This window comes from Paraburkholderia caledonica (assembly GCF_000383275.1).
GTDB classification, from domain to species: Bacteria; Pseudomonadota; Gammaproteobacteria; order Burkholderiales; family Burkholderiaceae; genus Paraburkholderia; species Paraburkholderia caledonica.
The window spans coordinates 24,446-43,144 of record NZ_KB911049.1 but is presented as its reverse complement, the minus strand read 5'-3'; the positions used below and the strand labels follow the sequence as shown (position 1 = coordinate 43,144).

Genomic DNA, 18,699 nt, shown 5'->3' with positions numbered 1-18,699 from the left:
CGGTTTAGATGCCCGCACGTGATACGGTCGAGCGATACGAAAAGAGGGCAGCGGTGTCGCCAGCCCGACAACCATAGCGATCGCTTGAAGTGATTTCGTGAGTAATCGAACGCATGGCCAGCACAGACGGACATTGCGTTGAGAAAACGTAAGTTTTCATACTGAAGCTCACTTGCAGTGAAATCAGTTGGACGGGTCGTGATGATGGTGATGCGCGTTGTCATGAGCGGCGTGATGCCCATGAGCGGCGTGTTCGTGCTCGCCTCCCTCCATCATGCGCATCATGCGGGGACCGCCGGTTCTGAAAAAGACAATGCCGAGAGCGATGAATACGACGCCGAAAACGATGTCCAGCACGGTGGTGTAGTTGAAGGTAATTGCTGCGTCCACGACTGCTGTATGCCGTTGCGTCGGGACCCATCCGAGTGACTGGAACAGTGCTTCGACCACGAGGGCCGCTGAGACCATCGCAAGATAGAAGGTCACAGCGAGGAACACCGTCATCCGGCCGCCGTAGTATTTCCGGTAGATGTTGAGAATAGGAAGGATGATGAGGTCGCCAAAGATGAAGGAGGCGACACCGCCGAAGCTGATACCGCCATTCCACAGCACTGCAGCGAGCGGCACATTTCCAACGGAGCAGGTGAACGACGCAACCGCAATAAAGGGGCCGACAAAAGCGCCCCAAATCATTGCCACCGTCGGATGACTGACAAGGAAGAATTTCTGCCAGAAGCTGTCCGGCACCCAGGCGCCGAGTGCGCCAGCGATTAGCAACCCGATCCCGATGTCGCGCCACAGCATCGCCCAGTTCATCACGTAACTATGGCTGATTGCTATCCACCCGTCTCTCGATGAGAGACGTTCCTTCCAGGTGCCGTGCTGTTCGCCCATCGACATGGCCGCATGCCCCTCCATACTGCCCGCGATGCCCTTATCTGCTTGCTCAATAGCTTCCTTCTTCAGCGACTGCCTGAGGAAGAAACGGAAGAGCAGCACTAGCACGATAATCATGATGGGGCCGCCGATGAATTCAGCAGCGGCGAACTGCCAGGAAATCAGCACCCACATCAGCACACCAAGTTCGAGCACTAGATTCGTGGCTGCAAACTGGAACGCCATCGCGGAGGTGAAGTCGCCCCCTTTACGCACAATGGAGCGGGCCATCGCGACGGCCGCATAAGAACATGATGAGGACGCGGCACCGAGGAGGCTGGCGATCGTCAGCGAGCGAGGCGACGCGTCAGGCAGAAGCTTCGACATCTCAGACTTCGAGACAACAACTTCAATCACAGCAGAGAACAGGAAGCCGAGACTCAATCCCCAGAAAATCTGCCACAACATCGTGAAGGCCATCCACAGCGCATGACCCAAGGCAGTGACAATCTGCATCGCAACCTCCTGGTAGACATCTATACCAACGGCGCCCGGTTGTAGAAGTAAATGCCGTGATGTTCATGCCGTCGGCTTCGCAGATGTCTTCGAACCCCCCTCAGCGATCGAGAGGCCAGAAAGGTGGATGCTGGCACCGACATAGTCACATTAAAGTACGGCGCACTGGAGGACGCCCGGATGCCGTCTATCAGGAAGGCGGATATTGCTCCAGAGCGGGGAATTGCCGCACCTTTTCGAGTAGACGTTCCAGTGCCATCAAGAAAGATGAAATTTGGTCGATATTTAGCCTGTTGTATTTACTGACAGAGAGAAGACGTGGAGGACAACGATTATCTGGCGGCCTTCGCATTCTGCGTGACCGTCGACGCCATTCGGAAGGCGCAAGGGAAGATGATGCCAGAGGACCTTCCGGTTGGCTCTATGGAGCGCATGCAGGCGGAGGTCGACCTCATAGAAGACACGCTTCGCATGCTTGGCATAGCCCCGGACGCGGCGAACGGCTTCCAGGACGGGCCGGAAGAGTAGTTGGCGCACTCGATGCATCAGGCTCTTGCGGAAACTTCTCCCTCTTCTATCGCATGTCCCCAGAGCGAGTATAGGTTTTCGAGCAGGCCAGATATCGTTTGCAACTGCTTCCTCGCAGGCCAGTTTTGTTTGCAAGCGCTTCCCGCGAACCTATTGATTGCACGGCGGTTGGCGTTGGCCGAATTTCATCAAGCACCAAAAAAACCCGGCCCACCCCAGTGGTAACATTTGTTGTCACTCATCCCCCGTTCTCAACTCTGCTCCGGGCCATCGCATGCCAGACAGTTTCGACCAGCTCGCCGCCCTGATCCGGGCGCGCTTTTCCGAACTGAGTCCGCAATTTCAGATGGGCGCGGCATTCCTGCTTGACCATCCGGACGAGGTCGCGGTCTCGTCGATGCGCAAGGTCGCCGAGCGTGCGCAAGTGCAACCGGCGTCGCTCGTACGCCTGTCACAGCAACTCGGCTTTCCCGGCTGGAACGAACTGCGCAACCTGTTCGTCGCGCGCGTGCGCACGCGGCCCGAACCGCTCACGAGCCGCGCTCGCTCGCTGGTCAAATCGAAGGACGCGCTGGCCAACGATCTCCTCGTCGCGCAGCAACATAATCTCGAAGTCACCGCGGCACACAACGGCCGCGTGATCGTGGAGGCAGCGCGCTTGCTGCGGCGTGCGCCGCACGTTCATGTTGCCGGTTTCCGCTCGTGCTATCCGGTCGCGTTCGGACTCGTGTACGGCTACCGGTTTTTCCGCTCGTCGGTGTCGCTGCTCAACGGCGAGGCCGGCACGCTCGAAATGCAACTTCGCACGGTGGAGCGCGATAGCGCCACCATTGTCATCAGCTTCGCGCCGTATTCGGTCGAAGCCGCGCGCGTCGCGGAAGCCGCGCTCGAAAAAGGCAGCAAGCTCATTGCCATTACCGACAGCGCCGTTTCGCCGATTGCACTGAACGCGGACAAGGTGCTGATCTTCGCGCACGAAAGCCCGTCTTTCTTTCCATCGCTAGTCGCGGCCACGGCGATCGCAGAATCGCTCGTTGCGCATCTTCTTGCACTGGAAGGCGCGGACGCCGTCGAACAGTTGAGCATCGCCGAGCAGTCGCTGCACGCGAAAGGCGTGTACGTGCCTTGATGGTGTTCGGCATGCGCGCCATCGGCCAGCAAAGCCTGCCGTTCGCCGAGTAGCCTTCAACGGCCGCGGCGCGGCGGCGCATGTCACCGTCACGGCATTGGCACACGGAAGCGCCTATCATGAAGGTCGGTCCACGTCCGCGCCTGTCACGCAGCGCCGCACTCGCGACCCATGCCAAAGCCGCGGAAAATCCGGGCGGGACCGTTGCGGCGGGCATTGCGATCAGTCGTGCAGCGCGTGAAGCAGGGCACAACAGGAGAGAACGATGAAGCGCAAGGCATCAGCAGTCTGGCAAGGCGGTCTCCAGGACGGCAAGGGCTCCATTTCCACCGACAGCGGCGTCCTCAAGGAGACTCAATATTCGTTTTCCACGCGTTTCGCGGACGGCATCGGCACGAATCCGGAAGAGTTGATCGCGGCTGCGCACGCGGGCTGCTTTTCGATGGCGCTTTCGGCGGAGTTGGGTAAGGCGGGCATTTCGCCGGAACGCATCGGCACCACTGCAACGGTCACGCTCGACAAAGACGGCGGCGGCTTCACGATCACTGCCGTGCATCTGGACGTAGCGGTGAAAATTCCTGGCGGCGACAAGGCTGCGTTCGACAAAGCCACCGCGGACGCCAAGGCGGGTTGTCCGGTGTCGAAGGTGCTGAACGCCACCATCACAATGGACGCGAAGCTCGAAACCTGAGCCGGGCATCGGCAACCGGCGACGTGCAATGCTGCCCTGCATTGTTCGCCGCGCATCGAAACTTCCGCGCAACCCACGCCGCAGTGCCGGCATCTTTCGCCGGCGCGGCGCTTTTCCAATGGCATCGCCATGACAACCCAGGCCGAAAAAGCAGCGCAATTCCAGGCGCTGCATGCAGCGCAGGACGCGTTCGTTATTCCCAACCCGTGGGACATCGGTTCGGCGCGGCTCCTCGCGCTGGCCGGCTTCAAGGCGCTCGCGACCAGCAGCGCAGGCTACGCGTTTTCGCGCGGCTTGCCGGATAACGCCGTGGGCCGCGCGCAGATGATGATTCACCTCGCTGAAGTCGTGGCCGCGACCGATTTGCCGGTCAGCGCCGATCTGGAAAACGGTTTTGGCGATGCGCCGGAAGACTGCGCGGAAACCATCCGCCAGGCGGCCCGGGCAGGCGTGGTGGGAGGCTCGATCGAAGACGCGACCGGCCGCGCCGACGAACCGATCTACCCATTCGAGGCGGCTGTCGAACGCGTGCGCGCCGCCGTCGAAGCGGCCCGCGCACAGTCTTTTCCTTTCACGCTGACCGCGCGCGCGGAGAACTACCTCGCTGGCCACCCGGATCTCGACGACACGATTCGCCGCCTGCAGGCCTACGAGGCCGTCGGCGCCGACGTGCTGTACGCGCCAGGCCTCAAGACGCGCGAGGAAATCGCCGCCGTGGTCGGCGCGCTGAAGCGTCCCGTCAACGTGTTGATGGGTTTGCAGGGCGTTCTGCTCAGCGTCGACGAATTGCGCGCGATGGGCGTGCGGCGCGTGAGCGTCGGCGGTTCGCTCGCGCGCGCGGCCCTTGGCGCGTTACTGCGCGCCGCGCATGAGATACGCGATCACGGCACCTTCGGCTACACGAAAGACGCGGCGAGCGGCAACGAACTCAACCAGCTTTTCGCCAAGGCCGAAGAAAAGTGGCCGACGCCGGGCTAGGCGGGCTGCTGTCCCTGATCGACAGTCAGCGCAACGGCAATGCGGAAGTTATCGGTCGTTTGACCGGTACCGCCGCGGTTGCTGACATGAGATCCTTTTGCCGTTGCCGCCGCGCTCGCATTCTCTTCTAACTCTTCACGGAATCATCAGGATGGACGATAAGGATATTCCTCTTGCCAATAGCAACGTCGCATATCAAACCTTGCTACGGGAGAACGGCTACACCGTCGCTAAAACGACTGTCCGCGCGGGCGGCGAGACGCAATGGCATCACCACAGCAACGTCAGTGACCGCTTTCTCGTAGTCAGCGGAGTGCTGACTGTGGAGACGAAAATCGGCGGCCTGGTCAAGAGCACAAGAGTGCGTGATTTCTTCAACGTCGATCCGGGTGTCGTTCATCACGTCAAGAACGAGACGGAAGACGATGTCGTCTACATCATGGTTCAGGCGGGAGGCGCCCCGGACATCGTGCTAGCCGCGGCTCCAGGTTGAGCGTCGGAGCCGCTGCACGAGTCGAGCGATCACAGCAGGCCCATTGCCGATGCCCTGAGCGTGGCCACCGCGCGCGTTGAGCATTCGAGCTTGCGAAACACGCTCTCCACGTGCGTGCGCACCGTGCTCGGGCTGAGCGCCAACTCCTGCGCGACTTCCTTGTTGCTCGCGCCTCGCGAAATGGCGCGCAGCACATCGATCTCGCGGGCAGAGAGGCGTGCACCTTGAGACGTGCCACTGGGAGCGCGTCGGGCGGCGGCCGCGCCGTCACCCAGCACTGCCTCCACCGCGTGGCCATCCAGCCGGCCGCTTGCCGCTTCGTCGCGCAACTGCTTCGCCGCTGCGTCGGCGGAAAATGCCGCACGCCACGGACGCGCCGAGCGCAACGCGACCCACACCACCGACGCCGCTAGTATCCGCGCCTCGAGCGATAACGCCGCATTGCGCGCCGCACGAAAATAGCCGGAGCCGTCCAGCCGTTCGTACGCATGCGACGCAAGCTCGGCCGCTTCGCCGAGCGCCCCGGCCTGCTGGCCCGCGCGCCATGTCCAGTAAGGGACGAGGCGCACTTTTTCCCAGGCGCTCGGCGGCAGGCCTCGGGCCATGTTCCAGACATTGTTTGGAACCGCCGCGCGGCCGATACCGTGAATCAAACCCGCGCGATAGACGCGCCGGTGCGCCGCTTCGTCCGGCGTGAGCCGCGCACAGCCTGCCGCTGCCGTCGCGGCCACTGCGCGCGAGAAGCCGGTCATCCACGGCAGCTTCAGGTCGATCACGTCGGCGATCAATTCAGCCGACGTCGCCTGTTGCATTCGCGATGTCGTCAACGCGGCGTCGAGATCCGCAGGGGACAGCTGATCCAGTTCCGTCAGCCAGGAGGGCGCATGGCGCGCGGCGGTGTCGACGAGCCGCGCCGGATAGCGGGTGTCGGCGCGTTGTGCAAGCAGCCCGAGCGCCCGTTCCACACCATACGTGCGGGCGAAGACCTCCAGATCGCCGGCGAGCCCGATTACGTACACCGGAACCGGCACCGCCGCTCCCTCCAGGCGCGCGGGGAGCCCGTTGCCGTCCCACGTTTCGAAGATGTGCCGCAATGCAGTTTCGGTTGCGGGTGCCAGACCGAGCATGCGCGCGATTTCGCCCGACACCTCACAGTGAATTTGCGCGAGCGGCGTGAGCACCGCGGCGACGCCGCCTAGCGCCTCGAGCGGCTCGATCCAGTCGACGCGACCTTCGAGCATCGCGACGCGGCTTGTGATGTCATCGCCGAAAACGTCTGCGAAGCCCGCTGCGTTCGCCGTGCACCCTGACCAGCGCAGCATCGACGCCTCGCGGACGGTGTCGCATGCCGTCGCGTCGATGCCGGCGGCCTCGGCAAGGCGCGCTGCGAGCCATCCTGTGCGCAGCGAATGGTCGGTTGGCTGGCCCATGCTCAGATCGCCGATAAAGGCGAGCGCCTTCACGGAATCGAATACGCGCAGCGGCGTGTGACCAGCATCGTCGTCGATCGTTGGGGTCATGTGAACAATCACTTTGGGAACGACTGGTAACTATATGCGATCCCGCGTTGTGAGGAAGGGTCGGTCATCTGACCGATGCCGCCGAAGAGCGCGAAATGCGATGCTGTCACGCGATTGTTACCACCGATCAGACCCGACTACACACGGAGTATCCATGTCTTTCCGACTTCAACTCGTCGTTTCGGCGATTGCCCTCACGCTCGCTAACGCCTCGTTCGCTCAACCCTCGGCGGACAAGCCCGAACGGATCAGGGGCACCATCCAGTCGTATTCGGCCGGCACGCTTCAGGTACACCGGCGCAGCGGCGAAACGGTCAGCATCGCAGTAGACGATTCAACCGGCCTGAATGCGGTGAAAGCCGTACAGCTTTCGGATATCAAACCCGGTACTTACGTGGGGGCCGCCGCAATGCCAGGCGCCGACGGCAAGCTCGTGGCGAAGGAAGTGCTCGTGTTTCCCGAGGCCGCGCGAGGAACTGCCGAAGGTCACTATGCCTGGGACCTGGGCGCGAATAGCTCGATGACAAACGCGAACGTCGATACGGTCGTGCAGGGTACCAGCGGTCGCGACCTCAAGCTTTCGTACAAGGGCGGCAATAACACCGTTACGGTGCCCGCGAACGCGCCGGTCGTCACGCTCATTCCCGCTACACGCGACGAACTGACCTCGGGCAAGCGGGTGTTCGTCGTGGCGAGCCACGGCGCAGGTGCCGCCTACAAGGGGCTGCAGATCGTCGTGGAGAAGGACGGAGTGGCACCCCCGATGTAAGTTGGGCCGTCACGAGCGTTACGTATGAAAGCCGCTGACGAGGCGCCACCGTAGCGGAGATCAGAAAAGGAATTGCAATGAATGAACATCCCATGAATGCCAATAGCGTTCGAGAAGAACACTGGCTAACGCGTTACTACTTTATGCGGACCGCGTTTTCAGCGGTTTGGGTCGCGCTTGCTTTTTCGGTCGGGCAACGCTCACCGGAGGCGACAGCGGCTCTACTGTTTCTTTATCCCGCATGGGACGCGCTGGCCAATTACTTCGACATGTCGCGCAGCGGCGGAATGGCGGAAAGCCGCACGCAAGCAATCAACATTGTCATCAGCGTCATCACGGCGATCGCAGTAATTCTGGCGTTGAGAACCAGTATGAGCTGGGTGCTTGGCGTCTTCGGGGCGTGGGCGATACTGTCAGGGCTCTTGCAACTCGGAACTGCGCTGCGCCGCTGGAAGCGCTCTTCGGCGCAATGGGCGATGGTTCTGAGCGGCGCACAATCGGCGCTGGCAGGTGCTTACTTCATCGTGCAAGCCGGAGTGGCGATGCCCCCGGCTATCTCACGCATAGCAGGATACGCCGCGGTGGGCGCAATCTATTATCTGGTTTCCGCGGTTTGGCTCTATGCACGCCGGCTGCGCCGCAAGGTCGCCTGAACGGCGGAAAGAACTGGCCATTCTCACGACGCCATTCCCTCTGCATGTGCTTCATGAGTCGTTCGATATTGGCCGGATGTTCTATTTCCGCCGCACCTAGAACCGCTTTATAGAGGCGAGATTCCGCTGACGCCGGCCTTGCCGCCGACGTCGGGCGAACGTTCGCCTGAGAGAAAACTCGCATCGGCCGAGTCGGACATCGAATCGTGGCCGTCCGTCGTCAAGTGGCTGCGTCGCCAACTGGCGGGCGGCAAACCGAATTCCCGCTTGAACGCGCGATTAAACGCCGCCTCCGACTCGTAGCCGACCCGCTCCGCAATAGCCGTAAGCGACTGCGCTCCGTCACGTAACGCCTGTGCCGCGATTTGCAGACGCCAGCGCGCCAGATATTGCATCGGTGGCTGGCCGAGCAATTGAGTAAAGCGCTGTGCAAGCGCCGAACGCGAGAGGCCCGCTTTGCGGGCAAGTTCATCGACCGTCCAGCCATGCGCCGGTTGCGCGTGCATCAACGCGAGCGATCGTCCCACGAAACGATCGCTGACGCCGGCCAGCCATCCTTTGCGGTCCGCAGGCAGCGAATCGACACAACGCCGTACCGCCTCCACGAAAAGCAGTTCGGACAAACGACCGAGCACGATCGCGCTGCCTACGCGCCATTCAGCTGCTTCTAAAGCCGCGAGTTTCAACGATGACTCAAGCCACGCGGATCTCGCGTCGTTGCGCATGTCGATCTTGAACATACGGGGCAATGCCGACAGCACCGGATTGGTCAGCGTGTCGTCGCAGGCGAGGAAGCCGCAAATGAGCCGCGTCTTCGCACCGCCCCCACCGTAACTCAACCTGATCACGTCGCCCGGTGTGGTTTCCAGATACTGCGACAGCATCTGGTGAGAGGGCGCCGGTTCGAGTTCGAGCGAACTGCCCATTAGATGCGCTTCACCCTGCGGCACCACGAGAAGTTCTCCGGCATCGACGCAGATAGCGGAGGAGGGGTCGTCGACGAGTCGTGCGCGACAGCTTCCTTCGGTGATGAGGTGATAGGAGACGATGCGCTCCGCACGCGGAAGAAACGACACGCACAACTCCCGGGTCGCCTCGCCGAAAACACACCAGGGTGCAGTGAAGTCTGCGCTTAGATACACCGCTCCACTTAGATGCACGAGGCGAAGTACGTCGGAAAGAGCATCCATGGTGTTGTCCATCAGTTTCGGCGTCCTGCGCAAAACATCTGGACGACCGGTCATTCACCGATATGGCTTGCGTCCCGATACTAGCACTCACGCGAATCCGCAACAACGAACGGTATAGCGTCGACTTACACCATCAGGAGAACGACATGAGTTACCCAGAGACTTATCGCGGTCAATGCTTTTGCGGCGCAGTGCAATTCACGGTAACCGGCGAGCCTGCGGGCATGGGCTATTGCCATTGCGAGTCGTGCCGAAGCTGGTCGGCGGCGCCCGTCAATGCATTCACGCTGTGGAAGCCCGAGGCGCTAAACGTTACTCGCGGCGCCGATGATATCGGCACTTACAACAAGACGCCGCATAGCTATCGCAAGTGGTGCAAGTCATGTGGTGGACATCTCTTTACCGAACATCCCGGGCTCGAACTGATCGACGTGTACGCCGCGGTCATCGCCGACTTCCCATATGAACCCGGTGTGCACGTTCATTACACGGAGTCGCGCCTTCGAATGAAAGACGGTCTGCCCAAGCAAAAAGATCTGCCGGGGGAAATGGGCGGCTCGGGTATCAGCGTCGCCGAATAACCATTGCACCTCGCGGTTCAGGTTCGATTCGCCCGATCGTCGCGCGGGCCTTCTCGCAGTGCAAGTTCGCGGCGTCATCTGAATGGCAGCAACTTCGAGCATTGACTCACCGCTGCCCTTGGTTCTCAGGAGTCGTTTATGTCCGCAGTCGATTCTTCTTTTTCGCCCGTCGCAGACTTCGCTGCCGTCAAGGTCCGTCAACAGGCCGCGTGGTCGACCGGCAATTATGCTGTCGTCGGCACGACGCTGCAGATCGTCGGTGAAACTCTGTGCGAAGCGCTTGACCTACGCGCCGGTTCGAGCGTGCTCGACGTTGCAGCAGGCAATGGCAATGCAACGTTGGCGGCCGCGCGCCGCTGGTGCGATGTCACCTCCACTGACTATGTCGCCTCACTGCTGGACGCCGGCCGTGCCCGGGCACAAGCAGAGGGTCTTGCCGTCAAGTTTCAGGAAGCGGACGCGGAAGCGCTGCCGTTCCCGGACGCCTCGTTCGATATCGTCATGTCGACGTTCGGTGTGATGTTCGCTCCGGACCAGGAGAAGGCAGCGGCTGAACTGGCTCGTGTGTGCAAACCGGGCGGCCGCATCGGCCTCGCGAACTGGACACCGGATAGCTTCATCGGACAGGTGTTCAAGACAATCGGCATGCACATTCCGCCACCCGTGGGCGTGGCATCGCCTGCGCTGTGGGGCACGAAGGCGCGGCTGGAAACACTGTTTGAAGGCAAGACCCGGAAGATCGACGCGAACAGCCGCCATTTCACGTTCCGTTACCGCTCCCCAGAACATTTCGTCGAAGTCTTCCGCACGTTTTATGGACCGGTGAACAAGGCATTTGGCGCACTCGACGGCGAGCGGCAAGCAGCGCTTCTCAGCGATCTGATGACCTTGATAAAGAGCCGCAACCGGTCCGGCGACGCGACCCTCGTGCTGCCGAGCGAGTATCTCGAAGTGGTGGTGGAACGATCATGAACGGCGTCGAGCGCAGCGTCGCCGTCCTGCTCGGATCCGCCTCGCGCCTCTGGTCGATCGCTTGCGTGATCGGTCTCCGGCACGGTTCGGTGATGATTGCGTTGCCACTGTGCTCGTCGGCGTGCTTTTTCGGTCTTCGGTTCGTCCTGACGGTGTTGGGTCTTTCGGCTTGACTGCCGCTTCATTGCAATCTGCTGCTTTACCGCGCCTTCGTGCGCGGTAAAGCCCAATTCATTTCCTCATACTACGCACCCCACGCATGACGCCCATGCGGAGACGCAGCGCATTCGTGCTGTCAAAAATGATGCGTTTACTGCTGCGAAAAAACTTGCATTTCACGCGGGAAAAACTACCTTGATTAAACAAAGCAGTTCGGGCTCGGCAGCGGAGGAGACACATGCCGGCTACACGTATGATGATTGCGCGTCGCGCGGGCGTGAGCGTTGCCACGGTCGATCGTGTGTTGCGCGACGACCAGGCCGTGCGTCCCGAAACGGCAGAGCGCGTGCATCTGGCACTCGCGGCGCTGCGAGACGACCGCGCGAGTCGCGGTCGTCCCGCCAAGCTCAATTCCTATCGCGTCGCCTTCGTTCTCCCTCAAGTCAATTCGCGCTTTCTCGATCACGTCGAGCGCGACATCGCACTGTCCGCGAGCTTCTTTCGCGAGCACCGGATCATTCCGTCGTTTTACCGGTGCGACTTCTCATCTCATCGCGACACCATTGCTTTCGCGCAGCAGGTCATCGACTACGACGCGCTGGTGCTCGTGCCGCTCGACTACCCAGCGGTCGAACGTCTTATCGAAGACACGAGCGATGCAGGCGTGCCCGTTGTCACTGTCTTCTCCGATTTGCCCGCCAGCCGTCGCGCAGCATATGTCGGCGTCGATAACCGGATCGCAGGACGCATGGCCGGTGCGTTGATGGGCCGCTTTCTCGGTGCGCGCATCGGCACGGTGGCGGTCCTGTCGGGCTCATCTCGCCTGCACGATCAACTCGAACGGCGTACCGGGTTTTCACAGGTGCTCGAAGAAGACTTCCGCAATCTGCGCTGGATCGCCGAACCGGACTTCACTGAAGACGACGACGGCGCGGGCCTCGCCGCGCAAGGTCTCATTGCGCGTCACCCGGATCTGGTTGGCGTTTATGCGACAGGTGGCGGCATTTCGGGCATCGCAAGAGCATTGCAGGAATCCGGCGACAAGGCTCGCCTCGTGTTGATCGGCCATCAATGCACTGCGGCGACGCGCACGCAGTTATCAGAACGTGCTATCGACGTGATCCTCGATCAGGACGTGCGCGGCATCGTCCACTGGTCGGGCCTCGTTGCGATCAATTGTCTTAACGACGTGCGTGGCGCGCTCGCCATTCCAACGCCGGAAACCAGAATCTATCTTCGTGAGAATGCGCATGCCTGAAGCTCGCGACACGCGGATTGCAGTGCGAATCCGCTGAGCTCAAATACAGCACCCGGCGCATGGGCGCTGTTCCACAGCAGGTTGGAGACCCGGGAAAGACAAGGAGAAGACAAATGTTACGTCTTACGTCAGCAAGGGTAATAGCGGCGGGCATCATTGCGTTGGGACTCGGCATGGCACCGGGCGCGCAGGCACAGGACAAGCAGTTGACGCTATGCTGGGCAGCATGGGACCCGGCCAATGCACTCGTCGAATTGTCGAAAGATTTCACCACGAAAACCGGCATCAAAATGAAGTTCGAGTTCGTGCCGTGGACGAGTTACGCGGATCGCTTCATTAACGAACTTAATTCGCATGGCAAACTATGTGACCTGATCATCGGCGACAGCCAATGGATTGGCGGCGCGGCAGTCAACGGGCACTATGTGAAGCTCAACGATTTCTTTGCGAAGAACAAGATTTCGATGAACGACTTCGTGCCGGCGACTGTAGTGGGTTACGCGGAGTGGCCGAAGAACACGCCTAATTACTGGGCGTTGCCGGCCATGGCGGACGCAGTGGGCTGGACGTATCGAAAGGACTGGTTCGCTCGTCCTGAACTGCGTGCCGAATTCAAGCAGAAGTATAAACGCGAACTCGAACCGCCCACCACACTGGACGAACTCAAGCAAACCGCGGAGTTCTTCCAGGGCCGCAAGATAGACGGCAAGACGGTCTACGGTGTCTACATCTTCACGGAGCGCGGTTCCGAAGGCATCACAATGGGCGTGACCAATGCGCTTTACAACTTCGGCTTCGAGTATCAGGACCCGAAGAAGCCGTACCACCTCGACGGCTTCGTCAACTCGCCGGGCGCGGTCAAGGGATTGGAGTACTACAAGGCGCTTTACAAGTGCTGCACGGCGCCGGGCATGACCAACGCGTACATGCAGGAAGGGCTGGATGCCTTCAAGTCCGGCCAGGTGGCCATGCAAATGAACTGGTTTGCATTCTTCCCCGGACTCTACAAAGACCCGAATGTGGGCGGCGACAAGATCGGCTTCTTCGTCAACCCGCGCGAAACGAAGCAGTACACGCAGCTTGGAGGGCAGGGCATTTCTGTCGTCGCTTATTCGGATCATAAAGACGATGCGCTCGAGTACATCAAGTGGTTCGCGCAACCAGACGTCCAGAAGAAGTGGTGGCAGCTTGGCGGTTATTCGGCGGCGAAATCAGTGGTCGATGCGCCCGACTTTCCGAAAAGCGCGCCCTTTGCGCCGGCGTTCCTGAAGTCGATGTCGATCGTCAAAGACTTTTGGGCCGAGCCCACTTATGCGGAACTCCTGCTCGACATGCAAAAGCGGGTGCACGACTACGTGGTGGCCGACAAGGGCACGGCCAAGGAAGCGCTGGACTTGCTCGTCAAAGACTGGAACAAGGTCTTCAAGGCGGAAGGCAAGAACTAGCGCGTATCGAGGACGGGACCGGCGGCGCCTGCACGGATGCCGCCGATGCCTTTAAAGGAGCGAGGCATGCTGGCAAACAAGCCTTTTTCGTCGGCGGAAATGAAGTCGCCGGCGGCGGCGCGCGCGCACACGCGTCTGACTGGATTGTCGGACAGGACCATTGCGTGGCTGTTCATTCTTCCAACAATTCTGCTGCTGCTCGCGATCAACATCTTTCCGTTGATCTGGGCGTTGCGTCTGTCGTTCACGAACTTCAAATCGAATATGCCGAGCGTGCCGGCGCGCTTTGTCGGAATCGACAACTACGTGGACATTCTCACCGACGAAGACATCTGGTACGCAATGCAGGTAACGGCGCGCTTCGTGTTCTGGTCGGTTGGCCTCGAAGTGCTATTGGGTTTCGGCCTCGCGTTGCTCATCAACCGGCAGTTCCGCGGCCACAGCTTCTGGACCACGCTGATCCTGCTGCCGATGATGCTGTCGCCGGCGGTGGTCGGTAACTTCTGGACCTTTCTGCTGCAACCGCAAACGGGGTTGTTCAACGATATCGTCGGCTTCTTCACCGGCATTGCGCCGGGCTCGTTTCAGATGATCGGCGACGTGTCGCTCGCGCCGTGGACCATCGTGATGGTCGATACATGGATGTGGACGCCGTACGTGATGCTCATCTGCCTCGCGGGCCTGCGCTCGATTCCCGACTATATCTACGAAGCCGCCGAGGTGGATCGCGCCACACCGTGGCGGCAGTTCTGGTCGATCACGTTGCCGATGACGTTGCCGTTCCTGATGCTGGCCGTGCTGTTTCGGGGCATCGAGAACTTCAAGATGTTCGACATGGTGAACCTGCTGACTTCGGGCGGACCCGGTTCGGTAACCGAAACCGTATCGATCACACTGAAGCGCGCTGCTTTCGAGAAATGGCAGACAGGCTACTCATCCGCATTGGCAATCATTCTGTTCGTGACGGTATTCGGTGCGGCGAATATTTACGTCAAGGCGCTCAACCGGGTGAAACAGCGATGAGACCGACTACCGCTCAACATTCGGTGGTGGCTTCTTCGCCACGCGGCAAGCGCTTTGCCGCTGCGATTGTCATCACTTACGCATTGATCGCGATCTTGCCGATTCTGTGGATCTGCCTGACCAGCTTCAAGACGCAGGAAGATGCCATTGCATATCCACCAGTCGTGTTGTTCCAACCGTCGATGGAAGGCTATGTGAATCTGTTCACGATCCGTTCGCGGCAAACGCCGGAATTCATTGCGAGTCTTCCGCCCGCGCAGACCTGGTATGAGCGCGACGTACGCAAGCGAAACATGGTGATTGCCGGCCCGTCCAAAGTATTGCCGCGCTTCGTCAATTCGTTGGTGATCGGTTTTGGCTCGACTTTTCTCGCGGTATTTCTCGGCACATTGGCGGCCTATGCGTTCTCCCGTTTCAAGGTGCCGCTTGCCGACGACCTGCTGTTTTTCATTCTGTCGACGCGCATGATGCCGCCGATTGCAGTCGCCATTCCGATTTACCTGATGTATCGGGCGCTCGGCCTGAGCGACAGTTACGTCGGCATGATCGTGCTCTACACAGCGGTCAATGTATCGCTGGCGGTCTGGCTTCTGAAGGGCTTCATGGACGAGATTCCGCGCGAGTACGAAGAGGCCGCGCTCGTAGATGGCTACACGCGGCTCCAGGCGTTCGTTAAGGTCGTGCTGCCGCAGGCCATCACGGGCATTGCCGCGACCGCTATTTTCTGCCTGATCTTCGCATGGAACGAGTACGCATTCGCGTCGCTGCTCACGAGCGGCGATGCCCAGACCATGCCGCCGTTCATTCCGTTCATTATTGGCGAGGGCGGTCAGGACTGGCCGGCCGTCGCGGCCGCGACGACGCTTTTCGTGGTGCCTATCCTCATCTTCACTGTCGTGTTGCGCAAGCATCTGCTGCGCGGCATCACCTTCGGAGCGGTGCGCAAATGAAACGAGAGTCCGTTTTGCCACAAAGACATTATCTGCGCCGCGGTTACAGCGAGGCAGTGTCGACCGCACTGATCGGTCTCGGCATGGCAATGCTGGTGCAGCCGTTTTCGCTGACACTGTTCACGTGGTCGTTTCCCGTGGTCCTGGTCGGTGCCCTGGCGTTTGTCGTGACCAGTCATTTCCCGGACTGACGCCATGTCGACGATCGTTCTTGCCAACCTTCACAAGCGTTTCGACGACTTCGTCGCTGTGCGCGACACCAGTTTGACTATTGGCGCGGGGCGCTTCGTCGTGTTGCTGGGTCCGTCGGGCTGCGGCAAAACTACGACGCTGCGCATGATAGCGGGCCTGGAGTTACCCACCTCCGGCCAGATCCTGATAGACGGTGACGATGTGACGCAATTGCGCGCGCGTCAACGCGACATTGCATTTGTGTTCCAGATGTTCGCGCTCTATCCGCATATGACCGTGCGTAACAACATCGCTTTTCCGCTCAGGAACGAGCATGTGTCGCGCAAGGAGATCGCGGCGCGTGTGGATGCCGCCGCCCACATGCTGCGCATCGAGAACATTCTCGATCGCAAAACAGGTGGCCTGTCCGGCGGCGACCGGCAGCGCGTGGCGCTGGGCCGGGCGATTGTTCGGCAGCCAAAAGCGTTTCTGATGGACGAGCCACTCGGCACGCTCGATGCGGATTTCCGCGAGCTGATGTGTCTCGAGTTGCGGAAGCTACATAACGCGCTGGGCGCGACGACCGTTTATGTCACGCACGATCAGAGCGAAGCGATGGCGATGGCGGACGACATTGTCGTGATGAACAAAGGCGAGTTGCTGCAAGCCGGACCCCCTCACGAGATCTATCACTTTCCGGCGACGGTGTTCGTCGGCAATTTTATCGGCAGTCCGCCCATGAATTTCCTCGCGGCAGATGGGGGCGTGAATGCGGGCGACGAACAAGTCCTGCTGCACGGCGCAGCAGTGCCGGTGCCGCGCTCGGAGGCTGGCGCTGAACGCGTGCTGCTGGGCATTCGTCCCGAGCATGTGACGATCGATGAGCACGGCCCGCTGCGCGGCAAGGTCATTGCCGATGAATACCTCGGTTCGCATCAGGTGCTGGTGGTGGAAACCGCGCTGGGCGTCGTGCGGGTGCGAGTCGGCAAAGACGATGGCTTGCCGGCCGGATCGCCGGTCGGTTTGTCGTTTCGCAAGGACCGCACGCTGCTGTACGACGCGCAGAGCGGCCGGTTGCTGCCGGGCGCCGCTCGCACGATTCCTGCACACGGAGAAGCTCATGGCTGAAATCCAGTTGCGCAACGTGTCCAAACGCTTCGGCGACATCGCGGCGGTGGACGATATTTCGATCGACGTGGCCGACGGCGAGTTCGTGGTGCTGCTCGGACCGAGCGGCGCGGGCAAGACCACGACGCTGCGTCTGATCGCCGGACTCGAGCGGCCCGACGCGGGCGACGTGCTGATCGACGGGACGATCGCGACGGGTGTGCATCCGTCCGATCGCGATGTCGCTTTTATTTTCCAGCAATACTCGCTTTACCCGCACCTGACTGTGTTCGGCAACCTGGCGTTTCCGCTGCGCTCGCCGAGACGGCGCAGCAGCGAAGCGGATGTGCGCGCGCGGGTTCACGCGGTCGCGGAAATGCTGCATATGGAAGCGAAACTCGACAACATGGCCACACATTTGTCCGGCGGGGAGATGCAGCGCGTGGCGATTGGGCGGGCGCTCGTGCGGCAGCCCAAGGCGTTTCTCATGGACGAGCCGCTGTCGTCGCTCGATGCGAAGCTGCGTGAGGAGTTGCGCATCGAACTGAAGCGCCTGCATCGTACGATTGGTGCCACCATCGTCTATGTCACGCACGATCAGGTCGAAGCGACTACGCTCGCGGATCGCATCGGTATTCTCGATCATGGGCGTCTCGTGCAACTCGGCACGCCGCGCGAGGTGTATGGCAATCCGGTCTCGCTGAGCGCCGCGCAACGGCTCGGCTCTCCGCCGATCAACCTGTTGCCGCCCACACTGTTCGACTCGGCACACATGCCGGCGGGCACGGCGACCGTCGGGATCCGTCCCGAGGACATCGTGCTGCACGACCCGGCTGAAGGTCACGCGAGCGGCGCACAGGATGCACTCGATCTCACGGTGCTCGAATATTCGCCGCTGCGTCATCTGCTGATTCTGGATCGCGCCGGAACCGCCGTGGTCGCCACGACCGTCACCGAGCGCAGTTTCTCACCGGGGCAACGGGTCGGCGTGTCTTTGCCTCCGCGCAGCCTTTTATATTTCCATGCCGACGGCAGGAGGATCCCGACATGAACGGCGAAACGGTCATGGCGTGCATCGACGCCGCGTATGCGGCGTTGAAGGAGCACACCGACGAGATTGCGTCGCTCGACCAGCAGATCGGCGATGGAGATCACATTTTCAATCTGCTGCGCGGCATGGAAGCGCTCCTCGCGGTGCGCGCGGAGATCGCGGCGCAAGCACTCGGCCCCGCGCTCGAGATCGCGGCGTCCAAGGTGCTGTCCACGGTGGGCGGATCGTCGGGTCCATTGTTCTTCTCATTGCTCAACGGTATGGCGAAAGCGTCCGCGAACAATGCAATGGATGTGGCTGGCTTCGCTCGCATCTTTGCGGCGGGGGTCGAGGCCGTTGGGCAACGAGGCAAGACCGGCGTCGGCAGCAAGACGATGATGGACGTGTTGATACCGGTCGCGCAGCGCTTCGAGCAGTTGGCGACAGAAAACGCAGCGGCGCGAACGGTGCTCGCCACCTTGCCGCGAGTCGCCGAGGAAAACATGCTGGCAACGCGCGACATGCTGGCAACCAAGGGACGCGCATCGTTTCTCGGGGAGCGCTCGCGCGGGCATATCGATCCGGGCGCGCGCTCCAGCCAGATCATGATTGCCTCGGTATGCGCGCGACTCGCGCAACACAACGGACAAGGAGCATGAC

Annotated in this window: 21 protein-coding genes; 18 read left to right on the top strand and 3 right to left on the bottom strand. The window is 61.0% G+C overall.

Annotated elements, in window-relative coordinates; genetic code table 11:
- Positions 1-183: 183 nt before the first annotated feature.
- Entirely contained in the window at positions 184-1,392 is a 1,209-nt protein-coding gene (locus tag H281_RS0130355) for a permease (RefSeq protein ID WP_020070888.1), read from the bottom strand.
- Between the two features lie 318 nt (positions 1,393-1,710).
- Between H281_RS0130355 and H281_RS0130350 the strand changes: the two genes are divergently transcribed.
- From H281_RS0130350 to H281_RS0130330, 5 genes are all read left to right on the top strand, one after another.
- Complete coding sequence (locus tag H281_RS0130350) at positions 1,711-1,920, top strand: hypothetical protein (RefSeq protein WP_020070887.1); 210 nt, start codon at positions 1,711-1,713, stop codon at positions 1,918-1,920.
- 274 nt (positions 1,921-2,194) lie between these two features.
- Positions 2,195-3,049 (top strand): MurR/RpiR family transcriptional regulator, encoded by an 855-nt coding sequence (locus H281_RS0130345; RefSeq protein WP_020070886.1) that lies wholly within the window; start codon positions 2,195-2,197, stop codon positions 3,047-3,049.
- A 265-nt stretch (positions 3,050-3,314) separates the two neighbouring features.
- Positions 3,315-3,740 carry an OsmC family protein gene (locus tag H281_RS0130340; protein ID WP_020070885.1) on the top strand — a complete coding sequence of 142 codons (426 nt, stop codon included), beginning with the start codon at positions 3,315-3,317 and terminating at the stop codon, positions 3,738-3,740.
- A 129-nt stretch (positions 3,741-3,869) separates the two neighbouring features.
- Complete coding sequence (locus H281_RS0130335) at positions 3,870-4,718, top strand: isocitrate lyase/PEP mutase family protein (protein WP_020070884.1); 849 nt, start codon at positions 3,870-3,872, stop codon at positions 4,716-4,718.
- A 151-nt stretch (positions 4,719-4,869) separates the two neighbouring features.
- A complete protein-coding gene (locus tag H281_RS0130330; RefSeq protein ID WP_020070883.1) occupies positions 4,870-5,211 on the top strand; it encodes a cupin domain-containing protein in 342 nt (113 codons plus the stop codon).
- A gap of 29 nt (positions 5,212-5,240) precedes the next feature.
- On the opposite strand, the gene H281_RS0130325 is transcribed toward H281_RS0130330, so the two are convergent.
- The gene (locus tag H281_RS0130325; RefSeq protein ID WP_020070882.1) at positions 5,241-6,731 is read right to left on the bottom strand and encodes an HD domain-containing phosphohydrolase; all 1,491 of its coding nucleotides are present in this window, start codon (positions 6,729-6,731) and stop codon (positions 5,241-5,243) included.
- Between the two features lie 154 nt (positions 6,732-6,885).
- Between H281_RS0130325 and H281_RS0130320 the strand changes: the two genes are divergently transcribed.
- Together H281_RS0130320 and H281_RS0130315 are read left to right on the top strand one after the other, a co-directional pair.
- Complete coding sequence (locus tag H281_RS0130320) at positions 6,886-7,500, top strand: hypothetical protein (RefSeq protein WP_020070881.1); 615 nt, start codon at positions 6,886-6,888, stop codon at positions 7,498-7,500.
- 77 nt (positions 7,501-7,577) lie between these two features.
- A complete protein-coding gene (locus tag H281_RS0130315) occupies positions 7,578-8,153 on the top strand; it encodes a DUF308 domain-containing protein (protein ID WP_020070880.1) in 576 nt (191 codons plus the stop codon).
- 107 nt (positions 8,154-8,260) lie between these two features.
- On the opposite strand, the gene H281_RS0130310 is transcribed toward H281_RS0130315, so the two are convergent.
- Positions 8,261-9,343 (bottom strand): AraC family transcriptional regulator, encoded by a 1,083-nt coding sequence (locus tag H281_RS0130310; protein ID WP_051121059.1) that lies wholly within the window; start codon positions 9,341-9,343, stop codon positions 8,261-8,263.
- Positions 9,344-9,489: 146 nt separating this feature from the next.
- On the opposite strand from H281_RS0130310, the gene H281_RS0130305 reads away from it, so the two are divergent.
- From H281_RS0130305 to dhaL, 11 genes are all read left to right on the top strand, one after another.
- Positions 9,490-9,924 carry a GFA family protein gene (locus H281_RS0130305; protein WP_020070878.1) on the top strand — a complete coding sequence of 145 codons (435 nt, stop codon included), beginning with the start codon at positions 9,490-9,492 and terminating at the stop codon, positions 9,922-9,924.
- A 138-nt stretch (positions 9,925-10,062) separates the two neighbouring features.
- The gene (locus H281_RS0130300) at positions 10,063-10,896 is read left to right on the top strand and encodes a class I SAM-dependent methyltransferase (RefSeq protein WP_020070877.1); all 834 of its coding nucleotides are present in this window, start codon (positions 10,063-10,065) and stop codon (positions 10,894-10,896) included.
- Positions 10,893-11,069: a hypothetical protein gene (locus H281_RS37055; protein ID WP_020070876.1), complete on the top strand. Its 177-nt coding sequence runs from the start codon at positions 10,893-10,895 to the stop codon at positions 11,067-11,069. Before H281_RS0130300 ends, H281_RS37055 begins: the two co-directional genes overlap by 4 nt.
- Positions 11,070-11,293: 224 nt before the next feature.
- A complete protein-coding gene (locus tag H281_RS0130290) occupies positions 11,294-12,313 on the top strand; it encodes a LacI family DNA-binding transcriptional regulator (protein WP_027805071.1) in 1,020 nt (339 codons plus the stop codon).
- Positions 12,314-12,426: 113 nt separating this feature from the next.
- Positions 12,427-13,758, top strand: a complete 1,332-nt coding sequence (locus H281_RS0130285; protein WP_020070874.1) for an ABC transporter substrate-binding protein — start codon at positions 12,427-12,429, stop codon at positions 13,756-13,758.
- 66 nt (positions 13,759-13,824) lie between these two features.
- A complete protein-coding gene (locus H281_RS0130280; RefSeq protein ID WP_020070873.1) occupies positions 13,825-14,781 on the top strand; it encodes a carbohydrate ABC transporter permease in 957 nt (318 codons plus the stop codon).
- The gene (locus H281_RS0130275) at positions 14,778-15,731 is read left to right on the top strand and encodes a carbohydrate ABC transporter permease (RefSeq protein WP_027778467.1); all 954 of its coding nucleotides are present in this window, start codon (positions 14,778-14,780) and stop codon (positions 15,729-15,731) included. The genes H281_RS0130280 and H281_RS0130275 overlap by 4 nt, the downstream gene beginning before the upstream one ends.
- Positions 15,728-15,922, top strand: coding sequence for a hypothetical protein (locus H281_RS0130270; RefSeq protein ID WP_020070871.1), 195 nt, complete (start codon positions 15,728-15,730; stop codon positions 15,920-15,922). The genes H281_RS0130275 and H281_RS0130270 overlap by 4 nt, the downstream gene beginning before the upstream one ends.
- A gap of 4 nt (positions 15,923-15,926) precedes the next feature.
- Positions 15,927-17,030 (top strand): ABC transporter ATP-binding protein, encoded by a 1,104-nt coding sequence (locus H281_RS0130265; protein WP_020070870.1) that lies wholly within the window; start codon positions 15,927-15,929, stop codon positions 17,028-17,030.
- Positions 17,023-18,060, top strand: a complete 1,038-nt coding sequence (locus tag H281_RS0130260) for an ABC transporter ATP-binding protein (RefSeq protein ID WP_020070869.1) — start codon at positions 17,023-17,025, stop codon at positions 18,058-18,060. The genes H281_RS0130265 and H281_RS0130260 overlap by 8 nt, the downstream gene beginning before the upstream one ends.
- Positions 18,057-18,698 (top strand): dihydroxyacetone kinase subunit DhaL, encoded by a 642-nt coding sequence (gene dhaL, locus H281_RS0130255; protein WP_020070868.1) that lies wholly within the window; start codon positions 18,057-18,059, stop codon positions 18,696-18,698. Before H281_RS0130260 ends, dhaL begins: the two co-directional genes overlap by 4 nt.
- Position 18,699 lies beyond the last annotated feature (1 nt).